Genomic DNA, 13,859 nt, shown 5'->3' on the forward strand with positions numbered 1-13,859 from the left:
ATTCTATCAAACGGTGAAGAGAATTGCAATAGTATATCCATGAAATTTCACGTAAAGGAAAGAATGACCTTATATAACTTTGGGAAATCTAACGATATTTACTATGAATTACGGAGGAGATACGATGAAAGAACCATTAGATTTAAGTAAATATAGCATTAGAACTGACCTTGCTGTAGAAGCCCATCAAATGTTGCAAGAAAGCCAAGAGGAACAAAAAGGGATACAGGGAGTTATTGTAAAAGAGAGAGAAGAAGAGGGGACTATAATTACAAAAGTAACAATTGATGAAGCTGCCTCTGAAGCGATGGGGAAAAAGCCTGGAAATTATTTAACGCTTGAAGTTCAAGGTATACGTCAGCAAGATACAGAACTTCAACAAAAAGTGGAGCGTATTTTTGCAAAAGAATTTTCTAATTTCTTAGAAGAGGTTGGCGTTACAAAAGAAGCAAGCTGTTTAATTGTAGGTCTTGGGAATTGGAATGTAACACCAGATGCTCTTGGACCGATAGTTGTAGAAAATGTATTAGTAACGAGACATTTGTTTCAATTACAGCCTGAAAGTGTAGAAGAAGGGTTTAGGCCTGTTAGTGCAATTCGGCCGGGGGTAATGGGAATTACAGGGATCGAAACGAGCGATGTTATTTATGGGATTATTGAGAAGACGAACCCGGACTTTGTAATTGCGATTGACGCATTAGCTGCCCGTTCTATTGAACGAGTAAATAGCACGATACAAATTTCTGATACTGGAATTCATCCCGGATCGGGGGTTGGGAATAAACGTAAAGAACTAAGTAAAGACACATTAGGTATCCCTGTAATCGCGATTGGTGTTCCGACTGTGGTCGATGCTGTTTCGATTACAAGTGATACGATTGATTTTATTTTGAAACATTTCGGCCGAGAGATGAAAGAAGGAAATAAACCTTCACGCTCTTTGTTACCAGCGGGATTTTCATTTGGAGAAAAGAAAAAATTAACGGAAGAAGATATGCCGGATGAAAAGAGCAGAAATATGTTTTTAGGTGCTGTTGGTACGTTGGAAGAAGAAGAAAAAAGAAGGCTGATTTATGAAGTGCTATCTCCTCTTGGTCATAATTTAATGGTAACCCCAAAAGAAGTAGATACTTTTATTGAGGATATGGCGAATGTAATAGCGAGTGGTTTAAATGCGGCGCTGCATCATCAAATTGATCAAGATAATACGGGAGCATATACACATTGAGGGGAACAGATGATTATCGTTTGAGTCGCTTTACGCTTTTGTGTATATGTAGTGTGGCTTTATGTTTACTTATGATGATAGCAGGAGTGGCACTTGCTAATCATGGTTTGAAAAGTATGAAAGGCTATCAGCAATTGTCATATGAACAAATAGCTCATATGACAGGGACAGAAAGTACAGGTGCTGAATCAGAAATTTTGGGTAACTCGTTTTCGGCCTCAGAAAAACAACAACAGTTAGAACGTTTAAGAAGTTTTAATGTTGTAGAAGGAATTGGGATGGCAGTAGCAAGTGTAGCTTATGAAATGACGAAGTTCGGAACGGATATCGTTGTTGGGAAAATAAAAGGAATTTTTAGCTAAGAGTAACATGGGAGGCGGTTGTTTTACTGGTTTGTAAGACAGCCGTTTTAAAATTTGAAAAGGGTTTGTCTCTTATGGTTTATTCGCATAAGATATAGATAGAATGATTTGTATCGTAAGCAGCACGAGTTTTCATTGAATCTTTGTTGCTCTATTGATATAATCAGTGCTAGTGTATATTGGCGAGACTATTAGGAGTTGAGAACATAGATGAATAAAGAAGAAAGAGCAAAAAGACAGTCCAAAATTCGTAATTTCTCTATTATTGCTCATATTGACCACGGAAAATCAACGTTAGCAGACCGTATTTTAGAGAAAACAAACGCGTTAACACAACGTGAAATGAAAGCTCAGTTGCTTGACTCTATGGATTTAGAGCGTGAGCGTGGTATTACAATCAAATTAAACGCAGTACAATTAAACTATAAAGCAAAAGATGGTGAAGAGTATATTCTTCATTTAATTGATACACCAGGACACGTCGACTTTACGTACGAAGTATCTCGTAGTTTAGCGGCTTGTGAAGGCGCGATTCTTGTAGTAGATGCAGCGCAAGGTATTGAAGCGCAAACGTTAGCAAACGTATACTTAGCGCTTGATAATAATTTAGAAATTTTACCAGTTATTAATAAAATCGACTTACCGAGTGCGGATCCAGAACGTGTACGTCAAGAGGTAGAAGATGTAATTGGTTTAGATGCATCAGAAGCGGTACTTGCTTCTGCGAAAGCTGGAATTGGTATTGAGGAAATTTTAGAACAAATTGTTGAAAAAGTACCAGCTCCGGCGGGTGATTCAGAAGAGCCGTTACAATGTATGATTTTCGACTCTTTATATGATCCATACCGCGGTGTAATTGCTTATATCCGTGTTGTAAATGGAACAGTAAAAGTTGGCGATAAAGTACGTATGATGGCAACGGGTAAAGAATTTGAAGTAACAGAAGTAGGTGTATTTACACCGAAAACTACGCAACGTGACGAGTTAACAGTAGGTGATGTAGGTTTCTTAGCAGCATCGATTAAAAATGTTGGTGACACACGCGTTGGTGATACGATTACACATGCGAAACGTCCAGCTGCAGAGCCGTTAGCAGGTTACCGTAAGTTAAACCCGATGGTATTCTGTGGTCTGTATCCAATTGACTCTGCTCGTTATAACGATTTACGTGATGCATTAGAAAAATTAGAGTTAAACGATTCTGCCCTTGAGTTTGAACCAGAAACATCTCAAGCGCTAGGATTTGGTTTCCGTTGTGGTTTCTTAGGACTTCTTCACATGGAAATCATTCAAGAACGTATTGAACGTGAATTTAAGATTGACTTAATTACAACAGCGCCAAGCGTTATTTATAAAGTTTATTTAACTAACGGTGAAGATGTTATTGTTGATAACCCATCTAATATGCCAGATCCACAGTCTATCGATCGTGTAGAAGAGCCGTTTGTGAAGGCTTCAATTATGGTTCCGAATGACTATGTTGGAGCTGTAATGGAGATTTGCCAAGGTAAACGTGGAACGTTTATTGATATGCAATATTTAGATGAAACGCGTGTTACATTAACATATGAAATCCCGTTATCGGAAATCGTATATGACTTCTTTGATCAATTGAAATCAAATACGAAAGGGTATGCATCATTTGACTACGAGTTAATTGGCTATAAACCATCTAAACTTGTGAAAATGGATATTCTTTTAAATAATGAACAAGTGGATGCTTTATCATTTATCGTACACCGTGATTCAGCGTATGACCGTGGTAAAGTAATCGTAGAGAAATTAAAAGAATTAATTCCGAGACAACAGTTCGAAGTGCCAATTCAGGCGACTATCGGAAATAAAGTTGTAGCACGTTCTACAATTAAAGCGATGCGTAAAAACGTACTTGCAAAATGTTACGGCGGTGACATTTCTCGTAAGCGTAAACTTCTTGATAAGCAAAAAGAAGGTAAAAAACGTATGAAGTCTGTTGGCTCTGTAGAAGTACCGCAAGAGGCATTCATGGCTGTACTGAAAATGGATGACAACTAATATTTGAAATAAAAAAGAAGTCGTTTGTGCGGCTTCTTTTTTCTGTATAATTACTTTTTAGACATCTGAGCAGCTCTCATTTACAATAATGAGAGAGCTTTTTAGTTCATATAGAGTTAGGAGATTGTTAATGTCCGAAAATATTCGAAAAGATATTCAAGATAAAATACAAAATGGTAATTTTAATTGTGAAAAGGAATTGACGCTTTCTATTATTAGTGGAAAGTGGAAAGTTGTGATACTGTGGCATCTTGGTGTGGAAGGGCCGCATCGTTTCAGTGAATTACAACGGTTATTCCCAAGCATTTCTCATAAAGTTTTGTCGAACCAATTAAAAGAGTTAATGGAAGATGGGATTGTTGATCGGACAGTATATCCCGAAATTCCTCCTCGCGTTGAGTATTATATGACGGAACTAGGCATGTCACTTTTACCGATCGTTGAAATGATGTATGATTGGGGAAAAATGCGAATGGAACAAATTCGTAATACGTTAGAGAAGTAGAGAACCCTCCGGAGTGCGGAGGTTTTCTTTTTAGAAAGGTAGGAGTTATATTTGGTACAAGCTGCATACATTCATATTCCGTTTTGTCAGCACATTTGTCACTATTGTGATTTTAATAAAGTGTTTATTGAACGCCAACCGGTTGATCAATATTTAGATTATTTAGAGAAGGAAATAATAAATACGGTTCAAAAAGTTCCATTTGATAGTATGAAAACGATTTTTGTGGGTGGGGGAACTCCGACAGCGTTAAATATGGAACAGACAAAAAAATTACTCGAGATTATTAATCGTCATTTGCGTCCGTTCGCCCCGAATTGTGAATTAACATTTGAAGCGAATCCAGGAGATCTACCGAAAGAGAAGCTAAATGTACTGCTAGAAGGTGGAGTAAATCGAATTAGTTTTGGTGTGCAAACGTTCCGTGATGAACTTCTTGAGAAGATCGGGCGCAAGCATACGAGGGAAGATGCATTCCTCGCGATTCGAGAGGCACAGGAAGTAGGCTTTAAAAATATTAATGTAGATATTATTTATGCTTTGCCAGGACAGACGATAGAAGATGTAAAAGAAACATTAGATATTGCTTTTACGCTTGGTGTACAACATTTCTCGGCATATTCATTAATTGTGGAGCCAAAAACAGTGTTTTATAACTTAATGAACAAAGGGAAATTACGTCTTCCGGGTGAAGACCATGAAGCGAAAATGTATGAAATAGTAATGGATGAAATGGAGAAACACGGTTATAACCAGTATGAAATTAGTAATTTCTCAAAAGGTGACAATAAAAGTAGACATAATCTCACATACTGGAATAATGAAGAGTATTATGGATTTGGAGCTGGAGCTCATAGTTATGTGAACGGAGAACGTATTCAAAATGTTGGTCCCCTGAAGCAATATTTTAATAAAATTGATGAAACAGGATTTCCGTATTTAGATGTTCACAAAGTGACGGAGAAAGAAAGAATGGAAGAAGAGCTGTTCTTAGGGCTTCGAAAAACAAAAGGTGTTTCTAAAACGGCGTTCCGCAATAAATTTAATGTAGAGATGGATCAAGTTTTCGCGAAGCAGTTACAAAGCAACCAAGAGCAGGGATTGCTTGAAGAGGAAGATGGACATGTGCGTTTAACGCGAAAAGGAAAATTATTAGGGAATGAAGTATTCCAATCATTTTTGATTGACTAATTAAATGTTCCATAGGCGTGAAAAAGTTTCATTATTTCGTGACGTTTCCGTTGACAATTGAATGTCAATTTTGGTAAGTTATTAATAGATTTAGCACTCAAAGACAAAGAGTGCTAACAGAGGTGATGATGAGATGCTTACGGAACGTCAGCTCTTAATTTTACAAACAATTATTGATGACTTTATTGGATCAGCGCAGCCCGTTGGGTCTAGAACGTTGGCTAAAAAAGATGAAATCACATTTAGTTCAGCTACTATTCGAAATGAAATGGCGGACTTAGAAGAATTAGGCTTTATTGAAAAAACGCACAGTTCTTCTGGACGTGTTCCTTCTGAGAAAGGCTACCGATTTTATGTAGACCATCTTTTAGCGCCGCAAAACTTACCGAACGCTGAAATTGTACAAATTAAAGATTTATTTGCTGAAAGAATTTTTGAAGCGGAAAAAATTGCACAGCAATCTGCTCAAATTTTATCAGAACTTACGAATTATACGGCAATTGTTCTTGGACCGAAGTTAAGTACAAATAAACTTAAAAATGTACAAATTGTGCCGCTTGATCGTCAAACTGCAGTCGCTATTATTGTAACCGATACAGGGCATGTACAAAGTAAAACGATTACCGTTCCGGAATCTGTTGATTTATCAGATTTAGAAAAAATGGTTAATATTTTAAATGAAAAGCTATCTGGCGTACCGATGGAAGAACTTCATAATAAAATCTTTAAGGAAATTGTTACAGTTTTACGTGGGTATGTTCATAATTACGATAGTGCAATAAAAATGTTGGATGGTACATTTCAAGTTCCGTTATCGGAAAAGATATACTTTGGAGGAAAAGCAAATATGCTTTCGCAGCCAGAGTTCCATGACATTCAAAAGGTTAGATCTTTACTTACCATGATTGATAATGAAGCCGAATTTTATGACATTTTGCGTCATAAACAAGTCGGGATTCAAGTGAAAATTGGTAGGGAAAACTCTTCGACTGCTATGGAGGATTGTAGTTTAATTTCTGCAACATATTCGATCGGCGAAGAGCAACTTGGAACAATTGCTATTTTAGGTCCTACGAGAATGCAATACTCTCGTGTAATTAGTTTGTTACAGTTATTTACGAGACAATTTACTGATGGGCTTAAAAAGTAAATGAGAGTAATACATTCGCTCAAGTGATGAAATTTTCATTGCTGTGTGTAATATATAATGCTTAGGTAATCATGCTATGCATGATACCTAATACCTTTTAAGGAGGTGAATATTGTGGAAGAGCGTAACGAACAAGTGGTAGAAGAAGTAAAAGAAGCGCAAGTTGAAGAAGCTGTCACGCCAGAAAACAGTGAAGAAACTGTAGAAGAAAAAAGTGAGGCTGCTCTTTTACAAGAAAAAGTAGATGAGTTACAAGCGAAACTAACGGAAACGGAAGGTCGCACATTACGTCTACAAGCTGATTTTGAAAATTATAAGCGCCGTGTCCAAATGGATAAACAGGCTGCTGAAAAATATAGAGCACAAAGTCTAGTTTCAGACATCTTGCCAGCTCTTGATAATTTTGAAAGAGCAATGCAAGTGGAAGCGACTGATGAGCAAACGAAATCCTTGTTACAAGGTATGGAAATGGTGCATCGTCAATTGTTAGAAGCGCTGACTAAAGAAGGTGTGGAAGTGATTGAAGCTGTTGGTAAACAGTTTGATCCTAATGAACACCAAGCTATTATGCAAGTGGAAGATAGTGAATTTGAATCAAACGCGGTTGTGGAAGAATTCCAAAAAGGTTATAAATTAAAAGACCGTGTGATTCGCCCATCAATGGTAAAAGTAAATCAATAATTTACATAAAACTAGGAGGATTCGCCATGAGTAAAATTATCGGTATTGACTTAGGTACAACAAACTCTTGTGTAGCTGTTATGGAAGGTGGAGAACCAAAGGTTATCCCAAATCCAGAAGGGAACCGTACAACACCTTCTGTTGTAGCTTTCAAAAATGAAGAACGTCAAGTTGGGGAAGTTGCAAAGCGCCAAGCAATTACAAACCCAAATACAATCATGTCTGTTAAACGTCATATGGGTACAGACTACAAAGTAGAAGTTGAAGGTAAAGATTATACACCTCAAGAAATTTCTGCAATCATTTTACAAAACTTAAAAGCTTCTGCTGAAGCATACTTAGGTGAAACAGTAACGAAAGCTGTTATTACAGTACCTGCATACTTCAACGATGCAGAGCGTCAAGCAACGAAAGATGCTGGTCGTATCGCTGGTTTAGAAGTTGAGCGTATCATTAACGAGCCAACAGCAGCAGCACTTGCTTACGGTTTAGAAAAACAAGACGAAGAACAAAAAATCTTAGTATATGACTTAGGTGGCGGTACATTTGACGTATCTATCCTTGAGTTAGCAGACGGCACATTCGAAGTTATTTCAACTGCTGGTGACAACCGTCTTGGTGGCGATGACTTTGACCAAGTTATCATCGATCACTTAGTAGCTGAGTTCAAAAAAGAAAATAACATTGATTTAAGCCAAGATAAAATGGCGCTTCAACGCTTGAAAGATGCAGCTGAAAAAGCGAAAAAAGATCTTTCTGGTGTAACACAAACTCAAATTTCATTACCATTCATTAGTGCTGGAGCTGCTGGTCCATTACACTTAGAATTAACGTTAACAAGAGCGAAATTCGAAGAGCTTTCAGCAGGTCTTGTTGAAAGAACATTAGAGCCAACTCGTCGTGCATTAAAAGACGCTGGTTTTGCTCCAAGCGAATTAGATAAAGTTATTCTTGTTGGTGGATCTACTCGTATCCCAGCTGTACAAGAAGCTATTAAACGTGAAACTGGTAAAGAGCCATATAAAGGTGTAAACCCTGATGAAGTTGTAGCATTAGGTGCTGCAGTTCAAGGTGGCGTACTTACTGGAGATGTAGAAGGCGTTCTATTATTAGACGTAACTCCACTTTCTTTAGGTATTGAAACTATGGGTGGCGTGTTCACGAAATTAATTGAGCGTAACACTACAATTCCAACAAGTAAGTCACAAGTATTCTCGACAGCTGCTGATAATCAACCAGCAGTAGACATTCACGTATTACAAGGTGAGCGTCCAATGTCAGCTGACAACAAAACGTTAGGTCGTTTCCAATTAACTGACCTTCCACCAGCACCACGTGGTATTCCACAAATCGAAGTAACATTCGATATTGATGCGAACGGTATCGTTAACGTACGTGCGAAAGACTTAGGAACAAGCAAAGAGCAAGCTATTACAATCCAATCTTCTTCAGGTCTTTCTGATGAAGAAGTAGAACGTATGGTACAAGAAGCGGAAGCAAATGCTGACGCTGACCAAAAACGTAAGGAAGAAGTTGAACTTCGTAACGAAGCTGACCAACTTGTATTCCAAACAGACAAAGTTGTAAAAGATTTAGAAGGTAAAGTAGATGCAGCTGAAGTTGCAAAAGCAACAGAAGCGAAAGAAGCATTACAAGCTGCAATTGAGAAAAACGAGCTTGAAGAAATTCGTGCGAAAAAAGATGCTTTACAAGAAATCGTACAACAATTAACTGTTAAATTATACGAGCAAGCTCAAGCAGCTGCTGGTCAAGCAGAAGGTGCGCAAGGTGCACAAGACGCTGGCGCGAAGAAAGACAATGTAGTTGACGCTGAGTTTGAAGAAGTAAAAGAAGACAAGTAATTCAACTGTAAACATAATAAGTAAGATGACAAAAAGTCAAAGTCAAGCGTGCCTTGACTTTGGCTTTTTTCACGAATGAGAAGCGATGTGTGAGGATCTTAAGTTTTTCGCTTTGCATACTGTAAGTGAGGAAACTTTGTTGCAAAGCACTTTCTTTCGGTGTTAAAATTACGTTTATGTGAAAGATTCGGGGGTTGTAAATTTATGAGTAAACGAGACTATTATGAGGTCCTTGGACTTAGCAAGGGCGCTTCAACAGATGAAATAAAAAAAGCGTATCGTCGTTTGGCTAAAAAATACCATCCAGACGTAAGCAAAGAAGAAAATGCAATTGAAAAGTTTAAAGAAGTACAAGAAGCATATGAAGTGTTAAGTGATGATCAAAAGCGTGCGCAGTACGATCAATTTGGTCATGCTGGTGCAAATCAAGGATTCGGTGGATTTGGCGGCGGAGGAGACTTCGGCGGTGGCTTCGGTTTTGAAGATATATTTAGTTCTTTCTTTGGCGGTGGCGGCGGCAGACGTCGTGATCCAAATGCTCCGCGCCAAGGTGCTGACTTACAATATCAAGTCACTTTAGATTTTGAAGAAGCTATTTTTGGTAAGGAATTAAATGTGGAAATTCCAGTAGAAGATCCATGTGATACTTGTAAAGGTAGTGGAGCAAAACCAGGAACTTCAAAAGAAACATGTAAACATTGTTCAGGTTCTGGTCAAGTGAGTGTTGAACAAAACACACCGTTTGGTCGTATCGTAAACCGTCAAGCTTGTGGTCATTGTTCAGGAACTGGACAAATTATTAAAGAAAAATGTACGACATGTCACGGTTCAGGTAAAGTTCGTAAACGTAAAAAAATCAATGTTAAAATTCCAGCGGGTATCGATAATGGTCAACAAATTCGAGTGTCTGGAAAAGGTGAAGCCGGCGTAAATGGCGGACCAGCAGGAGACTTATATGTTGTCGTTCATGTAAGAAATCATGAATTCTTCGAGCGTGAAGGAGATCACATTATTTGCGAAATGCCATTAACATTTGCGCAAATGGCGCTTGGTGATGAAGTGGAAGTTCCTACTGTTCATGGTAAAGTGAAGCTGAAAATTCCAGCAGGAACACAAACTGGAACAGAATTCCGCTTAAAAGGAAAAGGTGCTCCGAATGTACGTGGATACGGCCAAGGAGATCAATATGTAGTCGTTCGTGTTGTTGTACCGACGAAATTGACTTCACAGCAAAAAGATTTATTACGTGAATTTGCAGGACAAGAAGAGCAGGATGATAGTTTATTCGGAAAGCTTAAACGTGCTTTCAAAGGGGAATAATGGAAATAAAAAATGGAGTTGGTAAATTGTGAAATGGTCAGAAATTAGTATTCATACAACAGAAGAAGCAGTAGAAGCTGTCTCTCATATTTTACATGAAGCTGGTGCTAGTGGAGTTGCGATTGAGGATCCAGCGGAGTTAACGAAAGAGCGCGAGCAACAATATGGTGAAATTTATGCATTGAACCCAGATGAATATCCGGCGGAAGGTGTATTAATAAAAGCGTATTTCCCGCAAACGGATTCTTTACATGAAACAATTGCAGGTGTAAAATCATCTATTGATGTGCTTCCATCTTACGACATCGAAATTGGTACTGGAAATATTACCGTTAACGAAGTCAATGAAGAAGATTGGGCTACTGCTTGGAAAAAATATTACCATCCAGTACAAATTTCTGATACATTCACAATCGTACCGACTTGGGAAGAATATACACCATCTTCTCCTGATGAAAAAATCATTGAATTAGACCCGGGTATGGCGTTTGGTACAGGAACTCATCCAACAACAACGATGTGTATCCGTGCTTTAGAAAAAACAGTACAGCCAGGTGACAATATTATTGATGTAGGAACAGGTTCTGGTGTACTTAGTATTGCAGCAGCAAAATTAGGTGCGTCTTCTGTTCAAGCGTATGATTTAGATCCGGTTGCGGTTGAAAGTGCAGAAATGAATGTACGTTTAAATAAAACAGATGATATCGTGTCTGTTGGACAAAATAGTCTTTTAGAAGGTATTGAAGGTCCAGTTGATTTAATCGTAGCTAACTTATTAGCAGAAATTATTCTATTATTCCCTGAAGATGCAGCAAGAGTTGTGAAGTCAGGTGGATTATTTATTACATCGGGCATTATTGCTGCGAAGGAAAAAGTAATTTCTGAGGCGCTAGAAAAAGCTGGATTTACAATTGAAGAAGTGTTACGAATGGAAGATTGGGTAGCAATTATTGCACGAAATGCGTAATATAGATTTTAGTCTATAATGAAAAGGGGAGTCTCTCACTATAAGGTGAGGGACTTGCCGTTTGTTATATGAAAAATGATAACGTTTCGTTCTTTTCGTAAGTGTTGACTTACGAAAGGAACGAAACTCTACTAAGGTGATTATATGCAACGTTATTTTGTAGAAGAGAAATATGTAAATGAGACAAGTATTCGCATTGTAGGTGATGACGTACATCATATCGCAAGAGTGATGCGTATGTCAGCTGGTGATTATATTTATTGCTGTGTAAATGGAAAAACAGCAGTATGTTCAATTGATGAAATTACCAGTGAATTTATTAATACGGCTATTGTAGAATGGGTAGAGGCGTCAAGTGAACTTCCTGTTTTCGTGACGATTGCAAGTGGACTGCCAAAAGGAGACAAGCTAGAGTTAATTTTTCAAAAAGGAACTGAGCTTGGGGCAGCTGCATTCTTACCATTTCAAGCATCTCGCTCTATCGTAAAATGGGATGCGAAAAAAGCTGATAAAAAAGTTGAGCGTTTAAGAAAAATTGTGAAAGAAGCTGCGGAACAATCACATAGAAGTGAAATTCCAGAAGTACATGCTCCGGCATCATTTAAGCAATTGCTTTCAATGAGTGGTGAGTATGATGCTTGTCTTGTTGCTTACGAAGAGGAAGCAAAACAAGGCGAGAAATCTAATTTTGCGAAAGCTTTAACGACAATGAAACCAGGTCAAAAGCTATTGATTGTATTTGGCCCAGAAGGCGGTTTAGCTGAGGAAGAGATTACAGCGCTTCGTGAACATAAATTTGTACCATGTAGTTTAGGACCAAGAATTTTAAGAACAGAAACGGCGCCGTTATACGCGTTAAGTGCTGCTTCGTATCATTTTGAATTGATGGGGTGATGATCAATGTCAACTGTTGCGTTCCATACGTTAGGTTGTAAAGTAAACCACTATGAAACAGAAGCCATTTGGCAATTGTTTAAACAAGGTGGTTATGAAAGAACAGAATATGAAAAGAAAGCTGATGTATATGTTATTAACACATGTACAGTAACGAATACTGGGGACAAAAAAAGCCGTCAAGTAATCAGACGTGCTGTGCGTCAAAATCCAGATGCAGTTATTTGTGTAACGGGATGTTATGCACAAACATCTCCAGCTGAAATTATGGCGATCCCGGGTGTGGATATTGTAGTTGGTACACAGGATCGTGAAAAGATGTTAGGTTACATCGAAGAATTCCGTAAAGAGCGTCAACCAATTAATGCTGTCCGCAATATTATGAAAACACGTGTGTACGAAGAACTTGATGTACCTTATTTCACGGATCGTACACGTGCGTCTTTAAAAATACAAGAGGGTTGCAATAACTTCTGTACATTCTGTATCATTCCTTGGGCGCGCGGTTTAATGCGTTCTCGTGATGGAAAAGAAGTTATTAAACAAGCGCAACAATTAGTGGATGCAGGCTATAAAGAAATCGTATTAACGGGTATTCATACAGGTGGATACGGCGAAGACATAAAAGATTATAACTTAGCTGGATTACTTCGTGATATGGAAGCGGAAGTAGGCGGATTAAAACGTCTTCGTATTTCTTCTATTGAAGCGAGTCAAATTTCAGATGAAGTAATTGAAGTGTTAGATAAATCTGAAGTAGTTGTACGTCACTTGCATATTCCGTTGCAATCTGGTTCTAATACTGTATTAAAACGTATGCGTCGTAAATATACGATGGAATTCTTCCAAGAGCGTTTAGATCGTTTGAAAGAAGCGTTACCAGGCCTTGCGATTACATCTGACGTAATCGTTGGTTTCCCAGGTGAAACAGAAGAAGAATTCATGGAAACATACAATTTCATTAAAGAGAACCGCTTCTCTGAGTTACACGTGTTCCCTTATTCAAAACGTACAGGAACACCTGCAGCACGCATGGAAGATCAAGTTCCTGAAGATGTGAAGAACGATCGTGTTCATCGTTTAATTGAGCTATCTAATCAATTAGCGAAAGAATATGCATCAGCGTTTGAAGGTGAAGTGCTTGAAATCATTCCAGAAGAGCAATTTAAAGACGGCGACCGTGAAGGGTTATATGTAGGGTATACAGATAACTACTTGAAAATTGTATTTGAAGGATCAGAAGAATTAATTGGTAAGCTAGTGAAAGTGAAAATTACGAAAGCTGGCTATCCATATAACGAAGCGCAATTTGTTCGTGTTCTTGAAGATGATGTGAAAAAAGAATCAGCTAGCGCATAAAAAGAGCGTGCAACCGGAAACGGTTTGCATGCTTTCTTTATTTGAAGCGGTTAAGTAATAGAAGGTGGGGAGGCGTTTCATGCATCCCTGTATGAAAAAAGATGAAATGATAAAAATATAGTTGTCTTCATCAGTGAAGGATACTAGTTATTTGCATAACTTTTGAAAAGGAAATGCTTCTATTCTTCTTTTATTCTGCCAAATAGTTGACCTGAAGTGATAAAATGTATTATAATCGTAAAAGACATGCTGAAGAAGTGTTTCTTTTTGCATGCTGAAGTTAGTATGTAAGTGTGATGTTTCGGA

12 protein-coding genes are annotated in these 13,859 nt (G+C 38.0%); all 12 read left to right on the forward strand.

Annotated features, from left to right (window positions below):
- The first annotated feature begins 124 nt into the window (after positions 1 to 124).
- The 12 genes from gpr (at position 125) to mtaB (ending at position 13,553) form a co-directional block, all read left to right on the forward strand.
- On the forward strand, positions 125 to 1,228 hold the full coding sequence (gene gpr / locus M1D66_RS05820; RefSeq protein ID WP_000662618.1) for a GPR endopeptidase: 1,104 nt from the start codon (positions 125 to 127) through the stop codon (positions 1,226 to 1,228).
- On the forward strand, positions 1,225 to 1,590 hold the full coding sequence (locus tag M1D66_RS05825) for a YqxA family protein (protein ID WP_086386128.1): 366 nt from the start codon (positions 1,225 to 1,227) through the stop codon (positions 1,588 to 1,590). Before gpr ends, M1D66_RS05825 begins: the two co-directional genes overlap by 4 nt.
- 210 nt (positions 1,591 to 1,800) lie before the next feature.
- Positions 1,801 to 3,624 (forward strand): elongation factor 4, encoded by a 1,824-nt coding sequence (gene lepA, locus M1D66_RS05830; RefSeq protein WP_001030949.1) that lies wholly within the window; start codon positions 1,801 to 1,803, stop codon positions 3,622 to 3,624.
- A gap of 130 nt (positions 3,625 to 3,754) precedes the next feature.
- Positions 3,755 to 4,129, forward strand: a complete 375-nt coding sequence (locus tag M1D66_RS05835; RefSeq protein WP_001293539.1) for a winged helix-turn-helix transcriptional regulator — start codon at positions 3,755 to 3,757, stop codon at positions 4,127 to 4,129.
- 51 nt (positions 4,130 to 4,180) lie between these two features.
- Complete coding sequence (gene hemW / locus M1D66_RS05840; RefSeq protein WP_000249433.1) at positions 4,181 to 5,320, forward strand: radical SAM family heme chaperone HemW; 1,140 nt, start codon at positions 4,181 to 4,183, stop codon at positions 5,318 to 5,320.
- A 133-nt stretch (positions 5,321 to 5,453) separates the two neighbouring features.
- Positions 5,454 to 6,470, forward strand: coding sequence for a heat-inducible transcriptional repressor HrcA (hrcA, locus tag M1D66_RS05845; RefSeq protein WP_000954941.1), 1,017 nt, complete (start codon positions 5,454 to 5,456; stop codon positions 6,468 to 6,470).
- A gap of 114 nt (positions 6,471 to 6,584) precedes the next feature.
- Entirely contained in the window at positions 6,585 to 7,151 is a 567-nt protein-coding gene (gene grpE, locus M1D66_RS05850; protein ID WP_000392711.1) for a nucleotide exchange factor GrpE, read from the forward strand.
- A 26-nt stretch (positions 7,152 to 7,177) separates the two neighbouring features.
- Positions 7,178 to 9,013 (forward strand): chaperone protein DnaK, encoded by a 1,836-nt coding sequence (dnaK, locus tag M1D66_RS05855; protein ID WP_000034700.1) that lies wholly within the window; start codon positions 7,178 to 7,180, stop codon positions 9,011 to 9,013.
- A 204-nt stretch (positions 9,014 to 9,217) separates the two neighbouring features.
- Positions 9,218 to 10,333, forward strand: a complete 1,116-nt coding sequence (gene dnaJ, locus M1D66_RS05860; RefSeq protein ID WP_000043947.1) for a chaperone protein DnaJ — start codon at positions 9,218 to 9,220, stop codon at positions 10,331 to 10,333.
- A gap of 28 nt (positions 10,334 to 10,361) precedes the next feature.
- Entirely contained in the window at positions 10,362 to 11,300 is a 939-nt protein-coding gene (prmA, locus tag M1D66_RS05865) for a 50S ribosomal protein L11 methyltransferase (RefSeq protein ID WP_000872101.1), read from the forward strand.
- Positions 11,301 to 11,444: 144 nt separating this feature from the next.
- Positions 11,445 to 12,194 carry a 16S rRNA (uracil(1498)-N(3))-methyltransferase gene (locus M1D66_RS05870; RefSeq protein WP_121868074.1) on the forward strand — a complete coding sequence of 250 codons (750 nt, stop codon included), beginning with the start codon at positions 11,445 to 11,447 and terminating at the stop codon, positions 12,192 to 12,194.
- A 6-nt stretch (positions 12,195 to 12,200) separates the two neighbouring features.
- Positions 12,201 to 13,553, forward strand: a complete 1,353-nt coding sequence (gene mtaB, locus M1D66_RS05875; RefSeq protein WP_000108679.1) for a tRNA (N(6)-L-threonylcarbamoyladenosine(37)-C(2))-methylthiotransferase MtaB — start codon at positions 12,201 to 12,203, stop codon at positions 13,551 to 13,553.
- Positions 13,554 to 13,859: the final 306 nt, after the last annotated feature.

This window comes from Bacillus sp. PK6-16 (assembly GCF_056530295.1).